Annotated in this window: 23 protein-coding genes; 10 read left to right on the top strand and 13 right to left on the bottom strand. The window is 74.1% G+C overall.

What is annotated here, in order from left to right:
- Positions 1–14: 14 nt before the first annotated feature.
- Positions 15–1,478, bottom strand: a complete 1,464-nt coding sequence (locus tag ACSNN8_RS32045; RefSeq protein WP_436653712.1) for a protein adenylyltransferase SelO — start codon at positions 1,476–1,478, stop codon at positions 15–17.
- On the opposite strand from ACSNN8_RS32045, the gene ACSNN8_RS32040 reads away from it, so the two are divergent.
- The 3 genes from ACSNN8_RS32040 to ACSNN8_RS32030 all read left to right on the top strand — a co-directional run bounded on the left by ACSNN8_RS32040 (position 1,440) and on the right by ACSNN8_RS32030 (position 6,675).
- The gene (locus ACSNN8_RS32040) at positions 1,440–1,910 is read left to right on the top strand and encodes a winged helix-turn-helix domain-containing protein (RefSeq protein WP_436653711.1); all 471 of its coding nucleotides are present in this window, start codon (positions 1,440–1,442) and stop codon (positions 1,908–1,910) included. The two genes, ACSNN8_RS32045 and ACSNN8_RS32040, sit on opposite strands and share 39 nt — an antisense overlap.
- Positions 1,850–4,984 carry a diguanylate cyclase domain-containing protein gene (locus ACSNN8_RS32035; protein ID WP_436653710.1) on the top strand — a complete coding sequence of 1,045 codons (3,135 nt, stop codon included), beginning with the start codon at positions 1,850–1,852 and terminating at the stop codon, positions 4,982–4,984. The genes ACSNN8_RS32040 and ACSNN8_RS32035 overlap by 61 nt, the downstream gene beginning before the upstream one ends.
- A gap of 83 nt (positions 4,985–5,067) precedes the next feature.
- A complete protein-coding gene (locus tag ACSNN8_RS32030; RefSeq protein WP_436653709.1) occupies positions 5,068–6,675 on the top strand; it encodes a methyl-accepting chemotaxis protein in 1,608 nt (535 codons plus the stop codon).
- 15 nt (positions 6,676–6,690) lie between these two features.
- Here ACSNN8_RS32030 and ACSNN8_RS32025 read toward each other — a convergent pair whose 3' ends face one another.
- Positions 6,691–7,434 (bottom strand): SDR family oxidoreductase, encoded by a 744-nt coding sequence (locus tag ACSNN8_RS32025; protein ID WP_436653708.1) that lies wholly within the window; start codon positions 7,432–7,434, stop codon positions 6,691–6,693.
- A gap of 178 nt (positions 7,435–7,612) precedes the next feature.
- Here ACSNN8_RS32025 and ACSNN8_RS32020 point away from each other — a divergent pair, with 178 nt between their 5' ends.
- On the top strand, positions 7,613–9,121 hold the full coding sequence (locus ACSNN8_RS32020) for an MFS transporter (RefSeq protein ID WP_436653707.1): 1,509 nt from the start codon (positions 7,613–7,615) through the stop codon (positions 9,119–9,121).
- Between the two features lie 59 nt (positions 9,122–9,180).
- Here ACSNN8_RS32020 and ACSNN8_RS32015 read toward each other — a convergent pair whose 3' ends face one another.
- From ACSNN8_RS32015 to ACSNN8_RS31990, 6 genes are all read right to left on the bottom strand, one after another.
- Positions 9,181–10,200, bottom strand: a complete 1,020-nt coding sequence (locus tag ACSNN8_RS32015) for an aldo/keto reductase (RefSeq protein WP_436653706.1) — start codon at positions 10,198–10,200, stop codon at positions 9,181–9,183.
- 82 nt (positions 10,201–10,282) lie between these two features.
- Positions 10,283–10,984 (bottom strand): FadR/GntR family transcriptional regulator, encoded by a 702-nt coding sequence (locus tag ACSNN8_RS32010; protein WP_436653705.1) that lies wholly within the window; start codon positions 10,982–10,984, stop codon positions 10,283–10,285.
- A gap of 9 nt (positions 10,985–10,993) precedes the next feature.
- Positions 10,994–12,178 carry an MFS transporter gene (locus ACSNN8_RS32005; RefSeq protein ID WP_436653704.1) on the bottom strand — a complete coding sequence of 395 codons (1,185 nt, stop codon included), beginning with the start codon at positions 12,176–12,178 and terminating at the stop codon, positions 10,994–10,996.
- A gap of 40 nt (positions 12,179–12,218) precedes the next feature.
- On the bottom strand, positions 12,219–12,947 hold the full coding sequence (locus tag ACSNN8_RS32000; protein WP_436653703.1) for a hypothetical protein: 729 nt from the start codon (positions 12,945–12,947) through the stop codon (positions 12,219–12,221).
- Positions 12,948–13,015: 68 nt separating this feature from the next.
- Positions 13,016–13,639: a TetR/AcrR family transcriptional regulator gene (locus ACSNN8_RS31995; RefSeq protein WP_436653702.1), complete on the bottom strand. Its 624-nt coding sequence runs from the start codon at positions 13,637–13,639 to the stop codon at positions 13,016–13,018.
- A gap of 41 nt (positions 13,640–13,680) precedes the next feature.
- The gene (locus ACSNN8_RS31990; RefSeq protein ID WP_436653701.1) at positions 13,681–14,127 is read right to left on the bottom strand and encodes an SRPBCC family protein; all 447 of its coding nucleotides are present in this window, start codon (positions 14,125–14,127) and stop codon (positions 13,681–13,683) included.
- Positions 14,128–14,312: 185 nt separating this feature from the next.
- Between ACSNN8_RS31990 and ACSNN8_RS31985 the strand changes: the two genes are divergently transcribed.
- A complete protein-coding gene (locus ACSNN8_RS31985) occupies positions 14,313–14,612 on the top strand; it encodes a hypothetical protein (RefSeq protein WP_436653700.1) in 300 nt (99 codons plus the stop codon).
- A 116-nt stretch (positions 14,613–14,728) separates the two neighbouring features.
- Positions 14,729–15,583: a patatin-like phospholipase family protein gene (locus ACSNN8_RS31980; protein WP_436653699.1), complete on the top strand. Its 855-nt coding sequence runs from the start codon at positions 14,729–14,731 to the stop codon at positions 15,581–15,583.
- Here the strand turns inward: ACSNN8_RS31980 and ACSNN8_RS31975 are convergent.
- From ACSNN8_RS31975 to ACSNN8_RS31960, 4 genes are all read right to left on the bottom strand, one after another.
- On the bottom strand, positions 15,570–16,001 hold the full coding sequence (locus ACSNN8_RS31975; protein ID WP_436653698.1) for an ester cyclase: 432 nt from the start codon (positions 15,999–16,001) through the stop codon (positions 15,570–15,572). The genes ACSNN8_RS31980 and ACSNN8_RS31975 overlap by 14 nt on opposite strands.
- A gap of 87 nt (positions 16,002–16,088) precedes the next feature.
- The gene (locus tag ACSNN8_RS31970) at positions 16,089–17,459 is read right to left on the bottom strand and encodes a glycoside hydrolase family 6 protein (protein ID WP_436653697.1); all 1,371 of its coding nucleotides are present in this window, start codon (positions 17,457–17,459) and stop codon (positions 16,089–16,091) included.
- 104 nt (positions 17,460–17,563) lie between these two features.
- Positions 17,564–18,757: a glycosyltransferase gene (locus ACSNN8_RS31965; protein WP_436653696.1), complete on the bottom strand. Its 1,194-nt coding sequence runs from the start codon at positions 18,755–18,757 to the stop codon at positions 17,564–17,566.
- A gap of 77 nt (positions 18,758–18,834) precedes the next feature.
- Positions 18,835–21,105 (bottom strand): putative bifunctional diguanylate cyclase/phosphodiesterase, encoded by a 2,271-nt coding sequence (locus tag ACSNN8_RS31960; RefSeq protein ID WP_436653695.1) that lies wholly within the window; start codon positions 21,103–21,105, stop codon positions 18,835–18,837.
- A 96-nt stretch (positions 21,106–21,201) separates the two neighbouring features.
- On the opposite strand from ACSNN8_RS31960, the gene ACSNN8_RS31955 reads away from it, so the two are divergent.
- The gene (locus ACSNN8_RS31955; RefSeq protein WP_436653694.1) at positions 21,202–22,593 is read left to right on the top strand and encodes an alpha/beta hydrolase family protein; all 1,392 of its coding nucleotides are present in this window, start codon (positions 21,202–21,204) and stop codon (positions 22,591–22,593) included.
- Here the strand turns inward: ACSNN8_RS31955 and ACSNN8_RS31950 are convergent.
- On the bottom strand, positions 22,590–23,147 hold the full coding sequence (locus ACSNN8_RS31950) for a TetR/AcrR family transcriptional regulator (RefSeq protein ID WP_436653693.1): 558 nt from the start codon (positions 23,145–23,147) through the stop codon (positions 22,590–22,592). The two genes, ACSNN8_RS31955 and ACSNN8_RS31950, sit on opposite strands and share 4 nt — an antisense overlap.
- 92 nt (positions 23,148–23,239) lie before the next feature.
- Between ACSNN8_RS31950 and ACSNN8_RS31945 the strand changes: the two genes are divergently transcribed.
- From ACSNN8_RS31945 to ACSNN8_RS31935, 3 genes are all read left to right on the top strand, one after another.
- Positions 23,240–24,112 carry an oxidoreductase gene (locus ACSNN8_RS31945; RefSeq protein WP_436653692.1) on the top strand — a complete coding sequence of 291 codons (873 nt, stop codon included), beginning with the start codon at positions 23,240–23,242 and terminating at the stop codon, positions 24,110–24,112.
- Positions 24,113–25,051: 939 nt separating this feature from the next.
- Entirely contained in the window at positions 25,052–25,519 is a 468-nt protein-coding gene (locus ACSNN8_RS31940; protein ID WP_436653691.1) for a GNAT family N-acetyltransferase, read from the top strand.
- A 53-nt stretch (positions 25,520–25,572) separates the two neighbouring features.
- The gene (locus ACSNN8_RS31935) at positions 25,573–25,956 is read left to right on the top strand and encodes a VOC family protein (protein ID WP_436653690.1); all 384 of its coding nucleotides are present in this window, start codon (positions 25,573–25,575) and stop codon (positions 25,954–25,956) included.
- The last annotated feature ends 499 nt before the right edge of the window (positions 25,957–26,455 follow it).

Below are 26,455 nucleotides of genomic sequence, written 5' to 3'. Positions count from 1 at the left end.
GCCGGCCCGCCCGCTCAGGTGCCGCAGAACGTCCGGTAGGCGCCGAAGTCGGGCGGGGCCGCGGCGGCGTACCGCTCGAGCCCGGGACGTTCGTCGTACGGTGCGGTCACGGCCTCCATCAGCCGTGCGAGCGGGTCCAGGTCGCCGTCGGTCGCGGCGGTCAGGGCCTCCTCGACGAGGTGGTTGCGGGCGATGTAGAGCGGGTTGACCCGGTCCATCGCGTCGGGGTCGGGGCCCAGCGCGCGCCAGCGCCCCACCCAGTCGTCGAGCTTGTCGAGGTCGACGAAGAAGCGACGCACCGGCCCGGAGTCGCCGCGCCCGGCGTGGGCGAGGGAGCGGAAGAACGAGGTGTGGTCGACGTGCTCGGCCTGCAGCAGCACGAGCAGCTCCTCGACCAGCGGCGCGACGACGGCCTGGTCCGCGCTGCCGGGCAGGCCCAGCTTGGCCCGCATGCCGGCCGACCAGGCGGCGTCGTACCGGGGACGGAACCCGTCGAGGGCCTGCACCGCGAGGGCGACCGCCTGCTCCTGGTCGTCGTGCAGCAGCGGGAGCAGGGCCTCCGCGAGCCGGGCCAGGTTCCACTCGGCCACCGGCGGCTGGTTGCCGTACGCGTAGCGCCCGCCGTGGTCGATGGAGCTGTAGACGGTGGCCGGGTCGAACGCCTCCATGAACGCGCACGGCCCGTAGTCGATGGTCTCGCCGGAGATCGTCATGTTGTCGGTGTTCATCACCCCGTGCACGAAGCCGACGAGCATCCACCGCGCGACCAGCGACGCCTGGGCGGCGACCACGGCCTCGAACAGGGCGAGGTACGGCTGCTCGGCCTCCGCGGCGCCGGGGTGGTGCCGGCTGATCGCGTGGTCGGCGAGGCGGCGCAGGAGGTCGGCGTCGCCGGTGGCCCGGGCGTACTGGAAGCTGCCGACCCGCAGGTGGCTGGCGGCGACCCGGGCGAGCACGGCGCCGGGCAACGGGGTCTCGCGGCGCACCTGACGCCCGGTGGCCACCACGGCGAGCGAACGCGTCGTGGGGATGCCGAGGGCGTGCATGGCGGTGCTGACGACGTACTCGCGCAGCATCGGACCGACCGCGGCCCAGCCGTCGCCGCCGCGCGCGAACGGCGTCCGCCCGGAGCCCTTGAGGTGCAGGTCGCGCACCCGGCCCCCGGCGTCGACGAGCTCGCCGAGCAGCAGCGCGCGCCCGTCGCCGAGCCGCGGGCTGAACCCGCCGAACTGGTGGCCCGAGTAGGCCTGCGCCACGGGCTCGGCGCCGGCCGGGACGGTGGTGCCGGTCAGCAGCCCCACGCCCTCGGGGCTGCGCAGCCAGGCGGCGTCCAGGCCCAGCTCGGCGGCGAGCGCCTCGTCCAGCACCAGCAGCCGGGGGTCCGGCGTCTGCGCGGCCTGCCAGGCGACGGCCATCTCCGGCAGCTCGCGGGCGAAGCGGTGGTCGAGGACGACGGTGGACAGCGGAGTGACACTCACCCGTCGAGGCTACCCGGCGCAACCGCCCGGCTGACCTGCGCCGAGTTCTCCCTGCTCGAGGCGTTCGTGACCCACCCCGACCGGGTGCTGACCCGCACCGAGCTGTTCGAGCACGTGTGGGGCTTCGAACCCGCGGGCTCCTACAACTTCGACGTCTACGTCGGCTTCCTGCGGCGCAAGCTGGAGTTGGGCAGCTCGCCGCGGGCGATGCCCCGTTCGACGACGTGCAGGATGACCGCGTGGCGGGTCTCGGCCTCCCGGCGGCGCAGAGCGGCTCATCAAGCCGGCGGCCCTGCCGAACAGGGGAATGAGGCGGCGTCCGTACGTGTCGCGGGTCGGTGGGACGGGGGGCATCGGAGTTGCGCTCGTCGGTGGTACGCACCCTGGGCTTCGCGGTCGTCTACCTGGTGGCCACGTATGCCGGCCGGCTGACCGTGATGGACGAGACCAACCTCAGCCTCGTCTGGCCCGCGGCCGGGGTGTCGGCGGTGTGGTTCCTCGACCGGTACCGCTCACGGTGGCGGGCCCTGGACGTGCTGGCGCTGGCCGTCGTCACGGTGGTGGTGAACACCGTCACGGGCGCGTCGGCTGGTCTGGCCCTGTGGTTCGTGGTGGCGAACGTGCTCCAGGCCGGGGTGTTCGCGTACCTGGTGAGGCGGTGGCTGCCGCACCTGTGGGCGGCCGGTGGCGAGGCCACGCTGACGCGCGTGCCGGAGTTGTGGCTGCTGATGGCCGCCGCGCTGGCGGGCAGCGGCGCGGGCGCGCTCGTCGGCCCGACCGGCGTGTGGATCGTCAACGGCGCCTATTCCTGGCCCGCCACCGCGGTGTGGATGACCCGCAACACCGTGAGCATCCTGCTCATCACCGCCGCGTGGCTGACCTGCGGATACCTGGTGCGCGCACGGGCCGCGCCGGAGCGGGCGGCCTGGATCCGGACCGCCTGGTCCCGGGCGTCGCTGCGGCGCCGGCTGGAGTACGTCGCCGTCACAGCCCTGTCCGCCGCCGCCTACACCGCGGTCTTCGGCATCAGCCACGGCCTGCCGCTGGCTTTCACCGTCCTGGCGATGACGGTCTGGGTCGGCTCCCGCCTCAACACCACCTTCGTGGTGCTGCACGATCTCGTCTTCGGCTCGGTGGCCGTGCTGTTCACCCTGCACGGCACCGGAGCGTTCGCCCTCATCGCCTCGCACCCGGCCCGCGCGCTGGTGGCTCAGGCGTTCGTCGGCATGACCGCCGTGGTGGGCCTCTCGCTCGCGCTGGGCCGCGACGAACGTATCGCCCTGGTCCGGCAGCTGCGCAAGGAGCAGGAGGCGGCGGCCCGCCAGGCGAAGCTGATGACCGCCATCGTCGACTCGATGAACGAGGGCCTGACCGTCGTCGACGAGCAGGGCCGCTTCCTGCTGCGCAACCCCGCCGTGCGCCGGCTGGTCGGCGGCGTCGTCAGCACGTCGGGACAGATGGGCCGGCCCGACTTCTACGGCTTGTCCCACCCCGACGGGACGCCGCTGACGCCCGACGAGATGCCGTACCGGCGGGCCCTCGCGGGCACCGACGTGCGGGGCATGGACGTCCTGGTGCGCAACCCCGGTGTGCCCGAGGGCCGGCTGCTCAGCGTCAGCTCGTCGCTGCTGCCCGACGACCTGAGCGGCACGCGCTGCGCCGTCACGATCTTCCACGACGTCACCGCCGAGCGCCGGCACCGCGACGAGCTGGCCACCTTCGCCGGCGTGGTGGCCCACGACCTGCTCAACCCGCTGAGCACCGTCGAGGGCTGGACCGAGTCGCTCGTCGAGGCCCTCGACGACTCCGGCACGCTCGACGCCGCCGAGGCACGCGACGGGCTGACCCGTGTGGGGCGCGCCGCCCGCCGGATGCGCAGCATGATCGACGACCTGCTCGCGTACACCACCGCCCGCGACGCCGCCCTCGCGCCCACCCTGGTCGAGCTCGGCCACGTCGTGAACGACATCGCCATCGCCCGCATCGACCAGGCGCAGAGCAACGGCACCCCGGTGCCCGCGTTCGACATCGGCGACCTGCACCCCGTATACGCCGACCCGGTGCTGATCCGGCAGCTGCTGGAGAACCTGATCAGCAATGCCATCAAGTACACGGCTCCGGACGTCACCCCCCACCTGCGCATCCGCACCGACGTCGCCGACCACGTGGTCACGGTCACCGTCGACGACAACGGCATCGGCATCCCCGACGGCCAGCACGACAGCATCTTCGAGACCTTCCACCGGGCGCACCGCACCGCCGGCTACAGCGGCACCGGCCTGGGGCTGGGCATCTGCAAGCGCATCGTCGAACGCCACGGCGGCACCATCGGCGCCGCCGACCGCCCCGGCGGCGGCTCGCGCTTCACGTTCACGCTGCCCGCCGACGCCGTCGCGGCGCCGCAGCCGGAGGAGACCGGCGCGACGCCCGGCCCGGGCCACCCGCTGACCGCCCCGGCCGAGCCGGTCGTCGAACCCGTCGTCCCGGCGGCTGTCGAGCTGCCGGACCAGCGCAGCCTGCCCCCGGCGGCCGGGTTCGAGCACGCCGCCCTGCTCGTGCTGGAGTACCTGCACGAGCAGATGCCCCTGGCCTTCTGGGCGGTGACCCGGGTGGAGAACGGCCGGCAGATGTACCTGTATCTCGACGCCGACAACGGCTACGGCCTGCGCCAGGGCGACAGCCACCCCTGGGAGGACAGCTACTGCGTCCACATGGCCGCCGGCCGGGCCCCCACCGTCGCGCGCGACGCCCGGGCCGTCCCCGCCTACGCCAACGCCGCCGTCAACGAGCTCATCGACATCGCCACCTACGCGGGCGCCGTCATCACCGAACCCGACGGGTCGCTGTTCGGCGCGATCTGCGGCCTCGACCCCGGCACGCACACCGACGACCCGCGCATGGCCGGCGCGGAACCGCTGCTCGCCATGCTCGGCCGGCTGCTCACCGCGGCCCTGGCCGCCGACCGGATGCAGGACCGCTCCACCAACGCGCTGCTGCGCGAGCAGCTCAGCGCCGACACCGACGCCCTCACCGGCGTGCCCAACCGGCGCGCGTGGCAGCGCATCGTCGAGCAGACCCGGGCCCGCTTCGAACGCCTCGCCGACCCCACCGTCGTGGCCATGCTCGACCTCGACGGGCTCAAGACCGTCAACGACACGCACGGGCATGCCGCCGGCGACGCCTACATCAAGGCGGCTGCCACCGCGGCCCACCGCGCCATCCGCGACACCGACTTCATCGCGCGGCTCGGCGGCGACGAGTTCGGCATCATCCTCAACCAGTGCACCCGGGCCGACGCCGAGATCGTCATCGCCCGCATCGGCCACGAGCTGGAGGCGGCCGGGGTCTCCGCTTCCGTCGGCTGGGTGTCGGTCTCCCCGGAGGACGGCTTCGCGGCCGCCCTCGACCAGGCCGACGCGGCCATGTACGCCACCAAGCAACAACGACGGTCGCGGGAGGCCGACGGCCGTGCGCCGTCGCTGACGCTGCGGAGCCCCGAATCCTGACGACCCATTTCGCCCAGCGGCTCAGTTCCCGTCCGCGCGGGCCGACGGGGGATGAGGGACGTCTTGTCGGCTAGGAGTGCCACATGGGTGACGCCGGGAGCGCAGCGGAGCGCGGCGGATGGTTCGCCGACCTGCGGGTCAACACGAAGATCCAGATCGGCATCGGGATCGCCGCGCTGGCCGCGGTGCTGGTGGGGCTCACCGGCCTGGTGACGATCTCCGATCTGAGCAGCAAGAACGACGCGCTCTACAGCGACAACGTCGCGCCGCTGACCTCGCTGGCGGCCGTGTCGCGGCAACTGCAGGCGATCCGGGCCCGCTATCTCGAGTACGGCGTGGCCTCGGCGGCCACCCGCAAGAAGCTCGACGAGCAGATCGCCGACCGCGACGAGCAGCTGCAGGCGGCCCTGGACGAGTACCGGCCCGCCGCCGTCGACCCGGCCACCGTGGACAGCTTCGAGCAGGCGTACCGGGACCTGACCGCCACGGCCCGCACCACCCTCATCCCGCTGGCCGTCAAGCGCAACGTCGCCGGGTTCGCCACCGCCTACCGCGAGACGTTCCTGCCGCAGATGACCGTGGCGGCCGACGCGGTCGAGGCGGAGAACGAGGCGCAGCTCGCGGAGGCGGCGCAGCGGGCCGCCACCAGCCGGCAGGCGGCGTCGGCGGCGCGGCGTACCCAGGTCATCGTGCTGGTCGCGGGCGTCGTGGCCGCGGTGCTGCTCGGCGCGTACGTGTCCCGGGCCATCGTCCGGCGGCTCGACAGGGTCAAGGCCTCGCTCACCGCGATGGCCGGCGGCGACCTGACCGCCAAGGTCGACGTGCGGGGCCGCGACGAGGTCGGGCAGATGGCCGAGATGCTGGCGGCCGCCCAGCAGCAGACCCGCGACGTCGTGGCCTCGGTCGGCGCCGCTGCGCAGAGCCTGTCCGCCGCCGCCGAGCAGACCTCGGTCATCGCCAATCGGATCAGCCACGGCGCGGCGACCGCCTCGGAGCAGGCGCGGGTCGTCTCGCAGGCGTCGGAGGAGGTCTCGCAGAGCGTCACCACCGTGGCCGCGGGCTCCGAGGAGATGGGCTCGGCGATCGCCGAGATCGCCCGCAGCGCCAACAACGCGGCCGAGGTGGTCGGCAAGGCGGTCGGCATCGCCGCGTCGGCCAACCAGACCATCGCCACGCTCGGCGAGTCCAGCCGGGAGATCGGCGACGTCATCCGGGTGATCACCGCGATCGCGGAGCAGACCAACCTGCTGGCGCTCAACGCCACCATCGAGGCCGCCCGGGCCGGCGAGACGGGCAAGGGCTTCGCCGTGGTGGCCGGCGAGGTCAAGGACCTCGCGCAGGAGACCGCGCGGGCGACCGAGAACATCGCCCGCCGCGTCGAGGCGATCCAGGGCGACAGCAACCAGTCGGTGGCCGCGATCGGGGAGATCAGCGAGATCATCGGCCACATCAGCGACTACACGACCACGATCGCCTCGGCGGTCGAGGAGCAGAGCGCCACCACCGCCGAGATGAACCGCAACGTGGGGGAGGCGGCGAGCGCCACCGGCCAGATCAACCGCAGCATCACCAGCGTCGCCGAGAACGCCCGCGCCACGGCCGAGTCGGTGGGCGACGCGCAGCGGTCCGCGGCGGAGCTGTCCCGCATGTCCAGCGAGCTGCAGGCGGCGGTGTCGCGCTTCGTGTACTGACCCGCGGGCCGCCGATCAGCGGCCGGGCAGCGCGGCCAGGGCCCGGGAGCGTTGCGCGACCAGGCCGGCGTACGTGCCGTCGCGCTCGGCCCAGCGGTGCATCAGCACGCCCTCGACCAGGATCTCGTGCGGGGTGGGCTGCTCGGACAGCAGGCCCGTCACCTCGTCGAGGAAGTCGTCGAGGTCCAGCGCGCCGGGGTTGGCCCGCTTGAGCTCGGCAGTGGTGGCCACCGCGGGCGGCACCAGTTCGGCGACCTCGACGCCGGTGCCCTCGAGCTGCGCGCGCAGGGCTTCGGAGTAGGCGTGCACGGCGGCCTTGGAGGCGGCGTACGTCGGCATGAGCGGGAACGGCAGGAAGCCGATCCCCGAGGTGACCGTGACGATCGTGCCGGCGCCGCGGCCGATCAGGTGCGGGGTGAAGGCGTCGATCACCCGGATGGTGCCGAGCACGTTGGTCGCGACGGTGGTCTCGGCGGCGGCGAAGTGCGCCGGGTCGCGCAGGTCCTCGACGAGCATGACGCCGGCCATGGTGACCACGACGTCCAGGCCGGGGTGCTCGGCCAGCACCCGGTCGCGGGCCTGCAGCACCGACGCGTGGTCGGTGACGTCGACCTCGACGGTCGCGAGGCCGTCGACCGGGTCCGGGCGGCGCCCGCCGACGACGACCGTGCTGCCGGCGGCGGCGAAGCGGCGGGCCAGGCCCAGACCGATGCCGGAGGTGCCGCCGACGACGAGAACCGTGCGTTTCGTGATGTCCATGGCTCCATGATCGAGCCGGAGAGCCGAGGCAGGGAGGCCCCACCGATCCGGGGGTGTGGCAGGACCACCCCTCGGCCGGTGGCCGCCCGCCCGGTGTGACGTAAGCAATCGTTGACTTCAGCCGGGGCCGGCCGATCTAATAAGTAAGCAATCATTTACTTCCAGCCTCGGGATCGTCATGACTCACACCATCGAGGAGCGCGGCCCCGCCGCCTCCGTCCCGGCCGGGGGCGCACGTCCCAGCGGCGGCCTGCTCGTGCTCTATCTGGCACTGGGCGGTCTCGCGTTCGCGGTGCTGCAGTCGCTCGTCTCGCCGGCGCTGGCCACGATCGGCCGCGACCTGCAGGTGTCGACGGCCGACGTCAGCTGGATCGTCACCGCGTACCTGCTCTCGGCCTCGGTGCTCACGCCGATCCTGGGCCGGCTCGGCGACATGGCCGGCAAGCGCAGGGTCCTCATCGCCGTGCTGGCCATCCTGGCCCTCGGCACCGTGGTGGCCGCGCTCGCGCCCAACCTCGCCGTGCTCATCGCCGGCCGGGTGCTGCAGGGCGCGGCGGGCGCGATCCTGCCGCTGTCGATCGGCATCGTCCGCGACGAGCTGCCCCGCGAGCGGGTCGCCACCACGGTCGGCCTCATCTCCGCGATCTTCGGCATCGGCGCGGGCATCGGCATCGTCGCGGCCGGCCCGATCGTCGAGCACCTGTCGTGGCACTGGCTGTTCTGGCTGCCGCTGGCGCTGGTCCTGATCGCGCTGGCCGGGGCGATCTTCGGCATGAAGGAGTCCCCGGTCCGCACGCCCGGCAGGCTCGACGTGCTCGGCGCGGCGATCCTGTCGGTGTCGCTGGTGGGGCTGCTGCTCTCGATCAGCAAGGGTCAGGCGTGGGGCTGGGGCGACGCGCGGACCATCGGGCTGCTGGCGCTCGGCGTCGTCGGCCTGGTCGTGTTCGTCCTGGTGGAGCTCCGGGTCCGCGAGCCGCTCATCGACATGCGCCTCATGCGGATCCGCGGCGTGTGGGCCACCGACCTGGTCGCGCTCATCCTGGGCTTCGCCATGTTCGGCACGTTCCTGCTGGTCCCGACGCTGATCCAGCTGCCCGCGGCGACCGGCTACGGGTTCGGCAAGTCGGTGTCGCAGGCCGGGCTGTTCCTGCTGCCCACGGTCGTGATGATGGTGCTGTTCGGCCCGCTGGCCGGCATCCTCAACCGCCGGTTCGGCCCCAAGCTGCCGATGTTCCTCGGCGCGGTGTTCGTCGTCGCCGCGTTCACGCTGCCGGCGGTGGCGCACGGCGAGATCTGGCAGGTTCTGCTCTCCGGCGTCCTCACCGGCGCGGGCATCGGCTTCGCGTTCGCGGCCATGTCCAACGCCATCATCGAGGCCGTTCCCGCCACCCAGACGGGCGAGGCCACCAGCGTCAACACCATCGCCCGGACGATCGGCAGCAGCATCGGCACCGCCGTCGTGGCCGCCGTCATCACGTCGAAGACCACGCCGCAGGGCCTGCCCACCGACGACGCGTTCACCGTCGGCTTCTGGGTCTGCGCCGGCGTGGCCGTGCTGGCCATCGCTGCCGCGCTCGCGCTGCCCTCGGCGCACCGCCGCCACGAGGAGGCCGTAGCGTCCGGCGTCGGCGACCTGCCGCCGGAGCCCGCCGAGCTGCACGTGCCGCACCCGCACGGCCGGTCCTGACCCCAGCACCGAAGCGGCCGCGGTCACCACCGGGTGATCGCGGCCGCGTCGTGTGCGAGCTAGATTGTCCGGCTCCGCTGCTGGATGCCGAGCGGGCCGTACGGGTAGTCGTTCGGCCGCGGGTCGCTCGCCTCGTCGAGGGCGGTGGTCTCCTCGTCGCTCAGGTGCAGCCCGGCGGCGCGCAGGTTGGCCTCGAGCTGCTCCAGCGTCCGGGCGCCCAGGATCGTCGAGGTCACGCCGGGGCGGTCGGTCACCCACGCGAGCGCGACCTCGGCCATCGACACGCCGCGGGCCTCCGCGATGCGCTGCACGGCCTCGACCACGTCCCACGTGCGCTCGACGTTGCGCCGGTCGTACGCCTCCATGCCCCGCTCCGGGTTGTCGCCGAGCCGGGTGGCGCCGGTGGGCCGCTGGTCGCGCCGGTACTTGCCGGTCAGCCAGCCGCCGCCGAGCGGGCTCCACGGCAGCAGGCCCAGGCCGGCGTCGAGCGCGGCCGGGACGATCTCGTACTCGATCTCGCGGACCAGCAGGTTGTACTGCGGCTGCAGGCTGACCGGGCCGGCCAGCCCCAGCTCGCGGGCCAGCGCGACCGCCTTGGTGAGCTGCCAGCCGGTGAAGTTCGAGAAGCCGTAGTAGCGGATCTTCCCGGCCCGGACGAAGCCGTCCATGATGCGCAGCGTCTCGTCGAGCGGGGTGTGCGCGTCCCACGCGTGAGCCTGGTAGAGGTCCACCGCGTCGACGCCGAGCCGGGTCAGCGAGGCGTCCAGCGCGCGGGTGAGGTGGCGGGCGGACAGGCCCGCGCCGTTGGGGTCGGCCGCCATCGGGAACCGGCCCTTGGTGGCGAGCACGACGGCCTCGGTGACGTCGGCCGGCCGCGCGGCCAGCCAGCGGCCGATGATCCGTTCCGACTCGCCGGCCGAGTAGACGTCCGCGGTGTCGATGAACGTGCCGCCCGCCTCGACGAACATGTCGAGCTGGGCGTGCGAGACCTTCTCGTCGGACTCGTCGCCGAAGGTCATCGTGCCCAGACAGAGCGAGGAGACGGCGCATCCGCTGCGCCCGAGCGTGCGGTATTCCATGATCTCAACCTAACGGTGGACGGCGGCCTGTCGACCTCAACCGGGTACCTCCCGCCGGGCCCCTCAAACACCCGGCCCGACGCTACCGGGAGACCCCGGGTGCGCCCTGCTGCGCCGCCGCCTCGTTGATCATCGGCTGGAGCAGCGTCGACATGGTGTCCGCGGCCCGGCCGGGATCGCCGTCGACGATCGCCTCGACCAGGTCGGCGTGCAGCCGGGCCAGATCGTCGGTCCCACCGGTCACGTCGTGCAGCTGCACCTCCTCGAACACGCCGAGCAGGCCCTCGTAGACCTCCTGGAGCAGCGCGTTGTGGGTGGCGGCGACCACGGCCCGGTGCAACGCCGAGTCGGCGCGCACCCGCTCGTGCACGTCGCCGCCGGCCCACGCGTCGCTGCGGGCCCGCAGCAGCGTGCCCAGGAGTTCGGCGTCGGCCTCGGTGCGGCGTACGGCGGCGATGCGGGCGGACGCGGCGTCGAGCGCCAGCCGCAGCTCCAGGCTGTCGCGCCGGGCGGTGGACGCGGCCCGCCGCGACACCGACGAGCGCAGGTCGGAGGCCGACACCACGAACGTCCCGCGGCCCTGCTGGCGCCGCAGCATCCCGGCCTGGACCAGCGAGCCGATCGCCTCGCGGACCGTGTTGCGCCCGGCGCCGGTCCACTCGACCAGCTCCGGCTCGGTCGGGATCTTGCTGCCCAGCGGCCAGGCGCCGCCGGTGATCTGGGTGCGGAAGAGCTCGGTCACGCGGGTGCCGAGAGCAGCGCGATCAAGGTTCGGGCCGGACACGCGTGCAGCCTAACCGGCGGTCGCGGGAACCGGCCGGCACGCGGCCCACCCGGCGCCGAGCGTGATCAGCAGTGTGGCCGCCAGCAGCCCGTACGGCACGTCCCAGCCGTCGGTGAGCTGGTGGACCGCGCCCAGCGTGAGCGGGCCGACGCAGCCGATGCCGTAGCCCACACCCTGCACCACACCGGACAGCCGCGAGGCGCTCTGCGGATCGGCCGCCCGCGCGCCGATCAGCGTCAGGCAGAGCGGGAACGTGCTCACCCCGAGGCCGAACGCGGTCGCCCAGAGAAAGGCGCCGGCCGCGGGGGCGGCGAGCATGCCGGCGTAGCCGACGCCCATCAGCACGACGCAGACCACGACGATGGGGTACGGGTTACGCAGCCGCGTGGTCAGCGGCGGCACCACGAACGCGGCGATCAGCCCGAGCCCGGCGAACCACGACAGCAGCAGCGCGCTCGCCGTCGCGCTCAGCCCCGCGTCCTCGAGCATGGCCGGGAACCACGTCACCAGCGTGTAGACGTGCAGCGTGGTCATCGCCATCAGCCCGATCAACCCCAGGACCAGGGGCGTACGCCAGGAGACGCGCGCGGCCACCGCCGGAGCGGGCCCGGTCCCGCCGTCCGCGCGGGGCACGGCGGCGAGCCACAGCACCGCCGCCACCGCGGTCACGGCGGCCCAGACACCCGCCGCCGTCCGCCAGCCGTACGCGTGGGCCAGTGGCAGCGCGAGCAGCGGCGCCGCCAGCTGCCCCACCTGCAACAGCACCATGTAGAGGGTGCTGACCGCGTGCAGCCGCTCGGGGAAGTGCTGCTTGACGATGGGGATGAGGATGACGTTGGACGCGCCCACCCCGGCGAACGCGACGACCGTGGCAACGATCAGGACGCCGGGCGACCACGCCACGGCGCGCAGCAGGATGCCGGCGGTCGTGGCCGTCACGGCCAGCGCCGCGGTGCGTTCCAGGCCGAGCCGGCGGGCCAGCGGCGGGGCGGCGAACGCGGCCACCGCGAAGCACGCGGTCACGATCGTGCCGATGGCGCCCGCGACGACCGGGCCGAAGTGCAGGTCTTCGCCGGCCTCCCCGGTCAGCACGCTGAACCCGGTCACCGCCGTGCGCAGGTTGAGGGCGGTCAGGGCGACGGCGAGCAGGATGCCGCGGGCGAGCCGGGCGCGGGACGGTGCAGTGGTGGCCACCCCGTCAGTGAAACATGGGATGATGGGATGAATCCAGGGGTCAGCCCCGCCAGCCGCGGATGGCCTCGGCCGCCTCCTCGACGAACACATCGACGAGCTCAGGGTCGCTGCTGCTGCGCTCGTACTCGGTGTCGTTGAGGATCGTCACCACCGAGCCGAACCTCAGCACCACCACGCGGTTCGTCTGGGTGCCACCGGTCGGCTCGCCGGGCAGGTCGAGCTGCGGCTGGACCAGGTCGACGGTCAGCCCCTCGTCCGCGGCGCCCGACAGAGGCTTGGTCCGCACCCGGACGGTGTTCTCGGCGGTCCGGTACGACGTGCAGTCCGCCAGACCGTCCCGGGCGCGGTCCATGAACGCGGCCGCACCGGCGCCGTCGTACGACCGGATGGTCTGGTAAAGGATCCCGTGCGGCACCGATCCCTCGGGAGCGTCCGGGCTCTGATAGATGCTCATCATGGCGGCGCTGGCCACCACGCCCTTGCCGGCCGCCAGCTCCCCGCCGCACAGCTTCGGCACCGCGGCGGACCCCTCGGCCTTCCTGCGCTCGCGTCGCATGTCCGCGGGCATCGCGAAGAATGCCGAGGCGGGGATCGTGCGCGCCGCCGACGGCGACGGCGGGCTCCCGGCCGACGTGGTCGCGGCCGGTGTGACGGCGGACGTGGTCGCGGCCGGCGCCCCCGCGGCGGGAGTTCCGCCGCTGCCGGTCGAGCTGCAACCGGTGACGGCGACGGCGGCGGTGGCGCTGAGGGCGACGGCGAGTTTCTTCATGCCGTCAGCGTGCCGCGGGCCGGGCCGCACGGGCGGGATGCGGGGGAGTGCTGGCACGTTGCCGGTAGTCAGCCCCCGAAGTGGCGGATGCCGTTGGTCAGGATGCGGGCCCAGGACCCGGACGCGGCGCCGGCGCCCAGGTCGAGGGCGGTGACGAAGTGGCACAGCTGACCGCGGGCGAAGAACAGCTGCACGTCCTCCTCGGGGGCGCCCGAGCGGTCGCGGACCAGCTCGACCAGGCTCCGGTGCCCGCGCAGCATCTCGGCCCGCACGGACGGGTCGTCGGCCGCCGCCAGCGCGTGCACCTGGAGCATCAGCAGCTCGCGCTCGGCGATCAGCTTCGCGTAGGCGACCGCCATGGCGTCCAGGACGGCGGCCGGATCGCGGGGGCCGGCCCCGTCGGCGCCCGCGGCCGGCGCTTCGGCGCCCGCTTCGTCGGCGCCCGCGGCGAGCGCGGAATGGATGCGGTCGTGGCAGCGGGCCAGCGCCGCGGTGAACAGCGTCTGCTTGTCGCCGAACAAGCGGAAGACGTACCCCTCGGAGATGCCCGCGGCCGAGGCCACCGAGCCGACCGACGTGCCGTGGTAGCCGGTCGCGGAGAACAGCCGTACCGCCGCGGCGAGCACGGCCTCCCGTCGCTCCGGAGCAGTGGACCTGATGCGGGCCGGCCGCTCCGGCCGTGTCGACGGCATCAGCCAAGTGAACACGCTCGGGCGGCCGGACCACAAATCACCTATCCCCGCCGGACGGCGGCGGCCAGCTGCTCGAGCCACGTACGGATCGACGCGCTCAGCATCGCCCGCGCCGCGGCCGGGTCGGCCTCCACGGGCGGACCGGCCCAGCTCTCCTCGGTCACGACCCGCGTGCCGTCGCCGTCCGGCTCGAACGTCCAGACGTGCCGGCCCTCGATGCCGGCGGCCGGGCCGCCCCACACCGTACGGCGCTCGGGCTCGACGGCCAGCACGGTCGAGTCGATCGACAGCCCGCCGGTCTCCCAGTGGAAGACCGCGCCGGTCGTGAACGGCCCGTCGAGCCGCGCGACCGGGACGTCGTCGCGCCACCGGGTCCAGCCGCCGACGTCGGTGTGCAGCCGCCAGACGACGTCGACCGGTGCGTCGACGCGGATCTCGTCGCGCACGATCACCGGCGCGTCGCGGTCGATGTCCGGCGGGCCGCTCACCGGCTCGGCCGCCGGGGCTCGGGCTCCTCGATGGGGGTGCCGCCGTGCGGGGCGGTGCAGGCGAGGCTCATGGATCCTCCCAGGTCCGGATGTATGTGAGTACACACTTACAAGTGGGCCCGCGCAACCCCGGACGCCGTGCCCTCGGTGCGGGCGCCGCCGGCCGGTGCTGAATCATCAACGGCATGGCAGTGATGGTGGAGATCCACTTCCCGGTGACCGCTGACGACGAGTGGATCGACGACGTCGGCGACTTCATGATCGACCTGGAGGAGGAGCTCGGCTTCGAGGAGTACGAGGACGGCGAGGAGGTCGGCGACGACTACGTCTTCTTCATCGCCGGCGCGAGCGAGCGGACGCTGCTGGCCGCGGCCTCCCGGGTGGCGACCCGCAAGGGCGTGCCCGCGGGCGCCTACGCACTGGTGACCGACACCGCCGCCCCGCGGGTCGGCATGGGCCGGCGCGTCAAGCTCCCCGTGCGCTGACCCGGGCTCCTCGCGCGCTGATCCGCCCGCCCGGCCGTCCTCCGGGCTCGGTCGGCGGGCGCTCCCGGTCCGGCCGCAGGCGGCGCGGGAGAGGTCGACGTGCTTGAATGCCGGGCATGGGTCTCGACGGCAAGGCTCTCGTGCTCGGCGGAGGCGGCGTCACCGGGGTGGCCTGGGAGATCGGGCTGCTGCACGGCCTGGCCGAGCACGGCGTCGACCTCACCGATGCCGGGCTGGTGGTCGGGACCTCGGCGGGGTCGTCGGTGGCCGCCCAGCTGCTCTCCGGCGTACCGCTGAAGGATCTTTTCGAGGCGCAGCGGGACGGCGGCGGCGCGGAGATCAGCGCTCGGATGGGGCTGTCCGCCCTGGCGCGGTTCGTGGTCGCCGGTCTGTGGCCGGGCGATCCGGCTCGCGGCCGCGCCTGGCTCGGCCGGCAGGCGCTGCGCGCGCGTACGGTGCCCGAGGAGGAGCGACGCGCCGTGATCGCGCGCCGGATCGGCGGCGCCGCCTGGCCGCGGACCCGCTTGCTCATCACGGCGGTGGAGGCGCGGACCGGGCAGACGCGGGTCTTCGACGCGGACAGCGGTGTGCCGCTGGTCGACGCCGTGGCGGCCAGCTGCGCGGTGCCGCTGGTGTGGCCGCCGGTCACGATCGGCGGGGCCCGGTACGTCGACGGCGGCGTCCGCTCGATCGCCAACGCCGACCTGGCGGCGGGCAGCGACCGGGTGGTGGTGCTCGCCCCGATGACGCGGTCGGTGCGGCGTTCCGGCCGACCGGCCGCGCAGCTCGCGACGCTGGGAGCGCGGGTGCGCAGCGTGGTGGTGTCGCCGGACGCGGCCGCCCGTACCGCCATCGGCAGCAACCCCCTGGACCCGGTGCGGCGGCGACCGGCGGCCGAGGCGGGCCGGGCGCAGGCCGCGGCCGAGGCCGACCGGATACGTGCGGTGTGGAGCGGCGTCACTCCGGGATGAGGCCGAGCTGCCGCAACTGCCCGTAGACGTCGACGACTCCCCACAGCTCGGCGATCCGGTCGCCGGCGATCCGGGCGATGAAGATCTCGCGGTAGACGACCGGCCTGCCGGTCGCCGGCAAGCCCCGGTACTCGCCGGTGTTGGTGCCGGTCACGGTCTGCCGGGCGACGACCTTGTCGCCGTCGGCGAGCAGGTCGTCGATCGTCACGTGGAGGTCCGGGAAGGCGCGCAACAGGATCGGCCAGATGCGCTTCTGCGCCTGCACCGCGTCGGCGCCGGACTGCTCCCCGGCGTGGAAAAGGGCGTCCGGGTGGAAACACCGGTCGATCGTGCGGCTGATGACCTGGAGGTCACGGCTGTTGACGGCGTCGTGGAAGCGGCGATAGGTCTGCTTGTGGTCGTCCTGGGCACTCGGCATGTCGGTCTCCGTCTGTCGGGCCGGACGCCCGCGGTGATGCGGGCGTCCTGCCTTCTCGACGGACCGGCTCGGCGGAATGTGACCGCCCTAGGCGCTGCAGGCGAGGCCCGGCGTGCCCGCCGCGCCCGTGGCGATGAAGCCGAACTCGGCGGTCGCGCCCGGCTGGAGCGAACCGTTCCACGCGGCGTTGCGGACGGTGACCGTCGATCCGCTCACCGACAGGCTGCCGCCCCACACCTGGCTGATCGACTGCCCGGCGGCCGGCGTCCAGGACACCGACCAGCCGTTGACCGCGCTGCCGCCGGCCTTGACCGTGACCTGGCCCTGGAACCCGCCCTGCCACGAGCTCGACGTCACGTAGCTCGCGGCGCACGCGCCCGCCGGCGCGGTGGTCGGCGGAGTGACTGGCGGAGTGGTGGTTGGAGGTGTGGTCGCGGGGGGAGTGGTGGCCGGTGGTGTCGTCGGCGGATTGGTGGTCGGCGGGACGGCCGCGCCGGTCGCCAGGCTGGCAGCCAGCGCCGGCTGGAACGAGCCGGCCGCGTACACGCAGCCGTCCGCCTCGCCCGGCGGCTTGACCCACAGGTACGCGTCGATGTTGGCGTCGCCGGTGTCGAGGGTGGGGTAACGCCCGATCCGCCGGTCGGTGTTGTCGTCGCCGCACCAGTCGCCGGCCGCGCCGCCGTTGCGGCTGGTGTCGATGACCTGGCGCTTGCCGGAGATGCCCCGGCCGGACAGCGCGCTGATGACCGACCGGCCGAACGCCGCCTCGTTCGCGGTGGACTGGAAGTTCGAGACGTTGGTGTAGAAGCCGTCCGCGTCGGCGACGCCCGCGTTCGCCAGGCGGCGGGCCTGCTCGGCCGCGCTGTTCCAGGCCGAGTGGCCGCCGTCCAGGTACACCTTGGCGCCGGCGGCCTTGAGCGTGCGGGTCGCCGTGGCCAGCGCCTGGTCACGGGCGGTGACCTCGCTGCTGCTCAGGCACGTCTGCAGGGCGATCGAGTCGGGCTCGAGCAGGATCAGCGTGGTGCGCCCGGCCAGCCCGCGCGCGATCCCGGTGACCCAGGTCTGGTACTGGGTGAGGTCGGGGGCGCCGCCCGCGCTCGCGCCGCCGCAGTCGCGGTTCGGGATGCCGTACACGGTCAGGGCCGGGACCCGCCCGGCGGCGGCCGCCGCACCGACGTACGCGGAGACCTCGGACTGGACGGTGCCGAGGTTGAAGTTCGACAGCCAGCGCGAGGCCGGCTGGCTCGCGATCCGTGAGCTGATCAGCGACGCGCGCGAGTCGTTCGGGTTCGCGGCCACCCAGCGGGCGGCGGCGGTGTCCGGGTCGCGGTAGAGGGTGCCGGTGAGCGTGCCGGCCGAGGCGATGCCGCCGGCCAGCCAGACGCCGGCCGTGGCGCAGGCGAGCGCCGCGGCGGCCAGAGCCAGCCGGGGGGAGCGGCGAGAAGCAGAGGGGGACAAGGTGCTTCCTTCCGAAGGGGGACGTCCGGTGTGGGAGCGCTCCCGAAAGGTAACCCCGGCGGCGACCCGGGAACAATAGCCTTCGATGCTTTGCCGCCGCCGCGTCATCCCCGCGGCAGCTGCTCGATCACGTCCGCGGCCGCGGCGGCGCCGTCCTCGCTCCGCATCCGTGCGGCGGTCGCCCGGGCCGCCGGTGTGCAGGCGAGGGCCGTGGCGAGCGCCGCCGCGACGGTGCCGGCGTGCGGCCGCCGCGGGATCCGGGTGCCCAGGCCGGCGCGCCGGACGACGCCTGCCCAGAACGGCTGGTCGCCCAGGAACGGCAGGACGACCTGAGGCGTTCCCGCGCGGGCGGCGGCGTGCACGGTGCCCGCTCCGCCGTGGTGGACGGCGACGACGGCGCCCGGCAGGACGAGATCGTGCGCGACGCTGCCGACCTCGAGGACGTCGTCGCCGGCGAGGTCGGCGGGCAGTGCCAGGCCGCCCCAGCCGCGGGCCAGCAGCACGCGGAGCCCGGCGGCGCGGGCGCCCAGCACGACGGCCCGGGCCCGGGCGGCGGGATCCCCGGCGGCCATCGACCCGAAGCCGGCGTACACGTAGTCACCGCCGGCGAGGAAGCTGCTGACCGCGGCGGGCAGGGCCGCGGACGAAGGGGCCGCCTGCCACGGTCCGGTCATGCGCAGCGAGTCCGGCCAGTCGGCCGGGCGGGGGAGCAGATGCGGGCTGACCGCGAGCAGGGTGCCCCGGCCCTGCGTGGCCGCCGCCCGCCACGTCTGGCCCACGGCTGCGGCGGCCGCGGCGAGCTCCGCAGCGAACAGGCGCCGGCCGGCTCGCTCCGCCACCCACGTACGGCGGTTGAGCGGCCCGAGATCGCGGTTCACCACGCCCGGTGCCGGGAACGCCCGGGTCGGCGCCGACGCGGGCACCAGCTCGGCCAGCAGGTGCGGGATGCCGAGCGTCTCGGCGGCGGCCGGCGCGGACAGCACCTTGGGGTGGTGCACGACCACGTCGGGCCGGTGCGTGACGACGGCGCGGGCCGCGGCGGTGAACAGGGTGCGCATGAGCGGACGGACGGTGGTGCGCAGCGACCGCGCGGCCTGCCACGCCGACACGCCCTGGCCGGCGACGACCGCGGCGTAGTCCACGCCGAGGCTCTCGGTGGCGAGCCCGGTCAGGTCGGCGCCGCTGTTGTCGGGCAGCGCCAGCGTCACGTCGTGGCCGCGGTCGGCGAGCTGCCGGGCGAGGTGGGTGAACGGTTCGACGTCGCCGCGCGTGCCGGCGGTGAGCAGAAGTGTTCGCATACGGAGCGGACGAGCCGGCGCCGACGAGCGTGACGCACCGGCGGTGAGACCCGGGTCACCGGGCAGCGGGATGCGCGTCAGGCGGCCGAGGAAGTGCGGAGGGCGGGCAGGGTCTCGGCGGGCCGGCCGAAGTGGTAGCCCTGCGCGAACCGGTAGCCCAGGCGGTACAGCTCCGCGGCCTGCTCGGCCGTCTCGACGCCCTCGGCCACCGCGGTCATGCCGAGGCCGTCCGCGATCTCGATGAGCGCGATCGGGATGACCGCTCGCCGTCCCGAGGTGAGGTCGTCGACGAAGGACTTGTCCACCTTGAGGACGGTGGCCGGCACGGTGCGCAGCAGCGTCAGCGAGGAGTGCCCGGTGCCGAAGTCGTCGAGGGCGATGCCCACACCGATGCCGCGCAGAGCCTGGAGCGTCGCGGCCGCGGGACCGGCGTCGAAGACCGCGGTCTCGGTCACCTCGATGGTCAGGCGTCCGGGGGCCAGGCCGCTGTCGGCCAGCGCGGCGGCGACGACGCCGACCAGCCCGGGCCGGACGAGCTGGCGGGCGGAGACGTTGACGCTGACCCGCTGCGGGGCGTCCGGGCCGAGCTCGGCCTGCCACCGGGCGGCCTGCCGGCAGGCCTCCCGCAGCGCCCACGCGCCCACCTCGACGATCAGGCCGTTGCGCTCGGCGACGGGCACGAAGCCGTCGGGGTTGATCAGTCCCCGTTCGGGGTGCTGCCAGCGGATCAGCGCCTCGGCGGCGACCGGGCGTCCGTGCGGCAGCTCGACGATCGGCTGATAGACCAGCCGCAGCTGCCCGGTGTCCAGGGCGGTGCGCAGCTCGGCGCCGACCCGGGCCTCCTCGGACGCCAGCCGGTCGAGCCCGGCGTCGTACCAGCAGGACTCCTCGCCGCTCTGCTTGGCGGCGTACATCGCCACGTCCGCGCGGCGCAGCGCCTCGAAGGGCTCGTCGGTGTCGCTTCCGCGCGCCAGGCCGAGACCCGCGCCGGTGAGCAGCTCGTGCTCCCCGAGCCGCACGGGTTGCCGCAGGGCCTCGACGATGCGGTTCACCACGGCCAGGGCGGGCTCGTCGCCCGCGCCCGGGAGCACGACGGCGAACTCGTCGCCGCCCATGCGGAAGGCTGCCGCGGTGTCGCCGACGGCTCCGGCCAGCCGGTGTGCCACCTCGATGAGCAGCCGGTCCCCCGCCTGATGGCCCAGGTGGTCGTTGACGTGCTTGAAGCCGTTCAGGTCGAGCAGGGCGATCGACGGTCGGGGCTGCGACGCCCACGCCGCCCGCAGGTGCGTCTCGAGGTGACGGCGGTTGCCCAGGCCGGTCAGCTCGTCCTGCATGGCGAGGCGCTCGAGCTGGCCGGCCTGCCGCTGCACCTGGGTGACGAAGCCGGACATCCGCAGCGCGACGAGCAGGAACAGCACCACCGCGCCGGCCGCCGCGGCGATCCAGTCGCCCGGGCGGGTGGTCATGCCCGGCAGGAACAGCATGCCGGGCGCGAGCAGCGAGCTGGCGGTGAGCACGGTCAGGCGGCGGATGCCCACCTGCGGCCGTCCGGTCGCGTGCCGGATGCCGGGCGAGGCCATCGACGGGTGCAGCGCGGCGACGCCCCACACCACGTACGACATCAGCCACAGCCCGTCCACCGGGTCGCCCGCGTCGTAGGTCGCGTACTGCGCCATGTACGTGTACGCGACGTCGGCCACCAGCAGCAGCAGAGCGGCCACGCCGAGCAGGCGGCCGGTGGCGCCGCGCGTCCCGGCGGCGGTGAACAGCCGCGCCAGGATCGCCAGCAGCAGGACGTCCGCCACCGGGTACGCCGTGGCGATCACCTGCGCGAGCGTGGAGTCCGCCTCGGCGGCCGCGACGGGATGCAGCAGGAACACCCAGAACACCAGGCCGAGCCCGGTCGCGACGATCGCGGCGTCGATCAGCCCGGCGAGGTCACGGCCGCGCCGGTCGCGCACCAGCAGCACCAGGCCGACCGCCAGCAGCGGGTAGGTGCCCAGATAGAAGACGTCGGCCGGGGACGGGAAGGGCTCCTGATGCAGCACGTACTCGTAGATCTCCCAGACCACGTCGCCCGCGACCGACGCGAACTGGCCCGCCGCGAACCAGTACCAGAGCGCCGGACGGCGGGGGCGGTGCAGCCGCACGCCCGCCAGCATGCACAGGCCGAACACGACGCCGATCGCGTTGTAGACCAGGTTCTGCGCGAGGCCGCCCTTCGGCAGCAGGAAGAAGCCGGCGATGGCCGCGACGCCGGCGCCGAGCATGACCAGCCACAGGTCGGGCGCGGCGGCGGGGTTGCCGTGCTGCTCCCGGCTCCTCGGCCGGCGTCCCCCTGATGCCACGGGCGGAAGATCGGCACCGCGGCGGGGGAGTTGAGGAATGCCCGCGTCTTGACATCCGTCGATGGCGGGCCTGAGATGTTACCGGGAGGTAACGCCATGCTCCGGTTCCGTGCCCTGGTCGTCGCCCTGCTGCTCGTCCCGCTCGCGGCGCCCCCGGCGCCCGCCGCGGCGGCCGCGCCGGCCTGTGCGGCGCCCGCGCCCAGCACGACCCGGCCCGGCTACCTCGTCGCCGATCCCGGGTGCAACCTCGACGGCACGCCGTTCGTCGCGCTGCCCGGCGCGCGGGTGCAGGTCGGCGTCGAGGCAGGCGCGGCGTACCGCATCGAGGTGCCCGACGCGTGGAACGGCAACCTGGTCGTCTACGCCCACGGCTATCGCGGCACCGGCACGACCGTCTACGTCGACAACCCGGCGCTGCGCGAGCACTACGTGAGCCGCGGCTACGCGTGGGCCGCCTCCAGCTACGCGACCAACGGCTACGACGTCGGCCAGGGGGTCCGCGACTCGGTCGCCCTCGTCGACGTGTTCCGGCGGGTCACCGGCCACCGCGCCCGTTCGGTCATCATGACGGGGGCGTCGATGGGCGGGCACGTCACCGCGGTGGCGATCGAGGAGCGCCCGCGGTTGTTCGCCGGCGCGATGCCGTACTGCGGGGTTCTCGGCGACACGGCGCTGTACGACTACTTCCTCGACGCGAACGTCACCGCGGCCGCGCTGACCGGCGTGGACATCGAGTTCCCGCTCCGGCCCGACGCCGGCTTCCAGCAGCGGTGGCGCGAGCAGGTGGGCCGGATCGTCCCGGCGCTGGGCCTGCCGACGGCCTCCACGCCGGCCGGCCGCACGTGGTCGGCGATCGTGGAGCGGCGCAGCGGCGGGGAGCGGCCCGGGTTCGACAGCGCGTTCACGTATTGGAACGCGGCTCCCTCGCTGCCGCCGCTGGCGGACCTGCCGTTCCTGTTCGGCCTCTACCCGGGTCTGCAGGGCGGCACCGCGAACATCGCACCCGGCAACGTCGCCGACAACCGGCACACGCTCTACCGCAGCACCGACCGGCTGTGGCCGACGACCGCGGAGTGGCGCCTCAACCGCGACGTGCTGCGCGTGCGCCGCACCGCGCAGGCCGACCCCGGGCTGTCCGGCATTCCCCGCGTCGACGGCCGGCCGCCGGTGCCGGTCCTCTCGCTGCACGACATCGGCGACCTGTTCGTGCCGTTCTCGATGGAGCAGGCGTACGCGTCCCGCGCGGCACGCCACGGCCGGGCCGGGCTGTTCGTCTCCCGGGCCGTGCGCGGCGTCGGCCACTGCGACTTCACGCTGCCCGAGCTGACCGAGGCCTTCGACGACCTGACCGGCTGGATCGGCACCGGTCGCCGCCCGGCCGGCGACGCGATCCTGAACCGCCGCGCCGTGGCCGACCCGGCGTTCGGCTGCCGCTGGACGCGCGGCACCCACCGCGGGTTCGTCGCGCCGCCCTGCCCGGCCGGCTAGGACGCGAGGAACTCCGCCAGCGTCGCGGTGATGTGCTCGGCCAGCGTGCGCTCGTTGCCGGGCTGGTTCCAGCGGTTGCGCGCGACGAAGAACACCGCGACCGCCGTCCACGCCGCGACCTCCGCGGCCGCCTCGGACGTGCCGCGCTCGCGCAGCGCGGCGGCCATCCCGGCCGCCAGCGTGGCACGTTTGGCCAGCTCACGCTCCTGCAGCTCGGGGCTCGCGGCGATGACGCGGCCCAGCAGCACCGCACCCTCGCGGTACTGCTCGTAGATCGTGTCGGCGGCCCGGACGAGCCCGGCCACGGCGGCGTGCAGCGGGTCCACCGCCGGCGGCTGGGCGCGGATCTCGCCGGTGATCAGCTCGTCGGAGGCGTCCTGGCCGGCGAAGACCACCTCGCGCTTGTCGGCGAAGTGGTGGAAGAACGTCCGCCGGTTCAGGCCGGCCCGCTCGGCGATGTGGGCGACGGTCGTCTTCTCGAAGCCCTGCTCGTCGAAGAGCGTCAGCGCCGCCTCGCGCAGGCGGTCGTACGCCCCCGGTTCCCATCTCGCCATGGCGCCAGCCTACGTGATTGCACTCAGTGGCATCACGGATGTACGGTGATGCCACTGAGTGCAATCACCGCTGCCGAACGGAGCTCTCCCTCATGGCCGACTTCACCGCCGCCGACCTGCCCGACCTGAGCGGCCGGACCGCGATCGTGACCGGAGCCACCTCCGGCGTCGGCCTCGCCACGGCCCGCACGCTGGCCGGCGCCGGGGCCCGGGTCGTGCTCGCCGTGCGCAACACCGGCAAGGGCCGGGACGTCGCCCGGACGATCCCCGGCGACACCGAGGTGCGCGAGCTCGACCTCGCCGACCTGTCCTCGGTGCGGGCCTTCGCCGGCGGCTGGGCCGGACCGATCGACCTGCTGATCAACAACGCCGGCGTCTCCGTGCCGGACCTGCGCCGTACGGCCGACGGTTTCGAGCTGCAGTTCGGCACCAACCACCTCGGGCCGTTCGCGCTGACCAACCTGCTGCTGGAGCACGTCACCGGCCGGGTCGTGAACCTGTCATCGCAGGCCGAGCGGATGGGCCGCCTCGACCTCGAGGACCCGCAGGGCGAGCGGCGGCCCTACCGCGAGGCGCAGGCCTACAACCGGTCCAAGCTGGCCAACCTGCTGTTCACCGCCGAGCTGCAGCGCCGCCTGAACGCCGCGGGATCCCAGGTACGTGCGCTGGCGGCCCACCCCGGCCTGGTCCGCAGCGACATCTACGCCGAATCCGGCGCGGTCACCAGGCTGCTGGTCCGCCTGCTCGGCCAGAGCCCCGAGGAGGGCGCCCTGCCCGTCCTCTACGCCGCCGTGGCCGACCTGCCCGGCGACAGCTTCACCGGCCCCAGCCGTTTCGCCCACATGCGCGGCGCGCCCGAGCTCATCAACCGTTCCGCCACCGCCCGCGACGAGCAGCTAGCCGCTCGTCTGTGGACGCTCTCCGAGCAGCTGACCACCACCCGGTTCCCACTCACCCACCTGTGATCTCTGTCGAGCTGCGTGGGAACGAGCGGTGAGCTCGGCGTGGAGCCTCTCGGAATTCGTGGGGCATCCAGCGTGACCGGCTCCCCGCGCGCCGCCGGGTGAGCCCTGCGGCGGCGCCCGAGTGGGCGACGTGCAGGTCGCGGTCGAGTCGCCGGCCGCCGGTCCTCGCGCCGGGCAGTAGTCTCCGCCGCGCCCGCCGCGCCCGCCGCGCCCGCCGCGCCCGCCGCGCCCGCCGCGCCCGCCGCGCCCACGGCGGCAATCCCACCCGCCGCGCACACCCCACAGGCCGCGCCCGCCGCGCTCACCCCACAAGCCGCGCCCGCCGCGCCCACCCCACCCGCTGCGCCCGCCGCGCGGGCCGCGCCCTTCGCGTCCGTCCCGTCCCGCTGGCTCTCCGCGCCTGCCCCTCGCGCCCACCCGTGCACCCCACGCGTTCTCCGCGCCCTGCCCCACGCGCCCACCGCGCCCACCCCACGCGCTGCGCCGGCCGCGCGGGCCGCGCCCATCGTGCCCTTCGCGTCCCGCTGGCTCTCCGCGCCTGCCCCTCGCGCCCACCCGTGCACCCCACGCGTTCTCCGCGCCCTGCCCCACGCGCCCACCGCGCCCACCCCACGCGCTGCGCCGGCCGCGCCGGCCGCGCCCATCGTGCCCTTCGCGTCCGTCGCGCCCCGCTGGCTCTCCGCGCCTGCCCCTCGCGCCCACCCGTCCACCCCACGCGCTCTCCGCGCCCCGCTGGCTCTCCGCGCCTGCCCCTCGCGCCCACCCGTCCACCCCACGCGCTCTCCGCGCCCCGCCCCACGCGCCCACCCCACTCGCTCTCAGCGCCACCCCACCCGCTCTCCGTGCCACCCCACCCGGTCTCCTCGCCCCGCCCCACGCGCTCTCCGCGCCCTCTTCGCGCCTGACCGTCGTACTCAGGGCGGGTCCTAGGATGGCGCCATGGTGGAGGTGCGGCTCGAGCCGATGAGCGCGGAACAGTTCGGACGGTGGCGCGAGGAAGCCGAGGCGCACTACGCGCGGAGCGTCGCCAGGACCGGAGTGCCCGTCGAGGCCGCGGCGGAGGAGGCCGCCGAGACGTTCGCGCGGCTCCTGCCCGAAGGCGCGGACTCCGCCGGCAACCACCTGTGGCACGCGTACGACGGCGACCGGCGGGTCGGGTTCCTCTGGCTGAAGGTCGTCGACAAGGCGAGCGGCCGCAGCGCGTTCGTGCACAACCTCGGGGTGGAGGAGAGCCTGCGACGCAACGGCTACGGCCGGGCCATCATGGTCGCGGGCGAGCGGTGGTGCCGGGAGAACGGCGTGACGAGCATCGGGCTGCACGTGTTCGCCCACAACCCCGGTGCGCGGAGCCTCTACGAGCAGCTGGGCTACAGCGAGCGCGGCCGCAACCTCGCGAAGGCGCTCTGACCGTCAGCGGCGCAGGACTGCGGGCGGGGTTTCCGGCGCGTATCGTCCGGCCGGTGACCGTCATCTCCGTGATGCTCGCGGTGCCGGACGCTCCCGCGGCGTCCGCCTGGTATCAACGCGCTCTCGGCGCTACCGAGCTGTGGAATCTCGGCTCGGTGATCGGCCTGGAGATCGGCGGGGCGCCGTTCTTCCTGGCCCAGCCGGAGGCGAATCGCTGGGCGAGCCCGGCGGAGGTGGGCACCACGACGGCACGGGTCGAGGTCTTCGTGGACGACCCGGACTCGTTCGCCGACTGCGCCGCGGCGGCGGGGGCGGAGTATCACGATCCGGTCCGCGACCACGAGATGCCGTGGGGAACGCATCGGCAGGGCGGTTTCTTCGATCCGTACGGGCATCTCTGGCTCGTGGGTGACAGGTCGCCGCTACGACGTTGGTGAGGCATCGGGACACGGGCGCGTAGCCGGCGACCCCATTCTGTCCGACATTTATAGATCGACAGACGTCATTATTGGTAAGCACGTCTGACAGATCTTGCGGCCGGTGGCGGGTATGGGCCGACGGCGACCGATTCGTGCGCAATACGGAGTCCCGGTTCGCGGGAACACATCTATTCACGCTTGCCAATGCCGGGTAGGGTTCCTCGTCGGTGGCACCCGAGGGCGGCACGCCATTTCGGTTGCGTCACCAGCCACCGTCCACCTTTTGCTGGGAGTGCGGCCAGTGAGCTTCGACCGGCCGGGTTCGCGGGGAGTGCCCTGGGCGTCTCCGCGACCTCGCACATGATCGCCTCGCCGTCGGTAGGCGGCACATCCACCCTGCTCACCACGGTTCTCGAGGTGCTCTGGTTTCTCGCCGGGGCGGCCATGGCGGTGTTCGCCGCATTCGTGGCGGTGCTGATTGTGGCGGGCGTGGTTTTCCGCCTGAGGCGGCCGAAGG

It is taken from the genome of Actinoplanes sp. URMC 104 (genome assembly GCF_051386375.1).
GTDB lineage: Bacteria > Actinomycetota > Actinomycetes > Mycobacteriales > Micromonosporaceae > Actinoplanes.
This window is presented reverse-complemented; position numbering and strand designations above follow the sequence as displayed.

Coding starts and splice junctions, on each gene's coding strand:
- ACSNN8_RS32020 (WP_436653707.1), top strand. CDS start 7,613: ATGACTCACACCATCGAGGAGCGCGGCCCCGCCGCCTCCGTCCCGGCC.
- ACSNN8_RS32015 (WP_436653706.1), bottom strand. CDS start 10,200: ATGGAATACCGCACGCTCGGGCGCAGCGGATGCGCCGTCTCCTCGCTC.
- ACSNN8_RS31965 (WP_436653696.1), bottom strand. CDS start 18,757: ATGCGAACACTTCTGCTCACCGCCGGCACGCGCGGCGACGTCGAACCG.
- ACSNN8_RS32030 (WP_436653709.1), top strand. CDS start 5,068: ATGGGTGACGCCGGGAGCGCAGCGGAGCGCGGCGGATGGTTCGCCGAC.
- ACSNN8_RS31945 (WP_436653692.1), top strand. CDS start 23,240: ATGGCCGACTTCACCGCCGCCGACCTGCCCGACCTGAGCGGCCGGACC.
- ACSNN8_RS31940 (WP_436653691.1), top strand. CDS start 25,052: ATGGTGGAGGTGCGGCTCGAGCCGATGAGCGCGGAACAGTTCGGACGG.
- ACSNN8_RS31985 (WP_436653700.1), top strand. CDS start 14,313: ATGGCAGTGATGGTGGAGATCCACTTCCCGGTGACCGCTGACGACGAG.
- ACSNN8_RS31955 (WP_436653694.1), top strand. CDS start 21,202: ATGCTCCGGTTCCGTGCCCTGGTCGTCGCCCTGCTGCTCGTCCCGCTC.
- ACSNN8_RS31975 (WP_436653698.1), bottom strand. CDS start 16,001: ATGCCGAGTGCCCAGGACGACCACAAGCAGACCTATCGCCGCTTCCAC.
- ACSNN8_RS32000 (WP_436653703.1), bottom strand. CDS start 12,947: ATGAAGAAACTCGCCGTCGCCCTCAGCGCCACCGCCGCCGTCGCCGTC.
- ACSNN8_RS31995 (WP_436653702.1), bottom strand. CDS start 13,639: ATGCCGTCGACACGGCCGGAGCGGCCGGCCCGCATCAGGTCCACTGCT.
- ACSNN8_RS31950 (WP_436653693.1), bottom strand. CDS start 23,147: ATGGCGAGATGGGAACCGGGGGCGTACGACCGCCTGCGCGAGGCGGCG.
- ACSNN8_RS32025 (WP_436653708.1), bottom strand. CDS start 7,434: ATGGACATCACGAAACGCACGGTTCTCGTCGTCGGCGGCACCTCCGGC.
- ACSNN8_RS31980 (WP_436653699.1), top strand. CDS start 14,729: ATGGGTCTCGACGGCAAGGCTCTCGTGCTCGGCGGAGGCGGCGTCACC.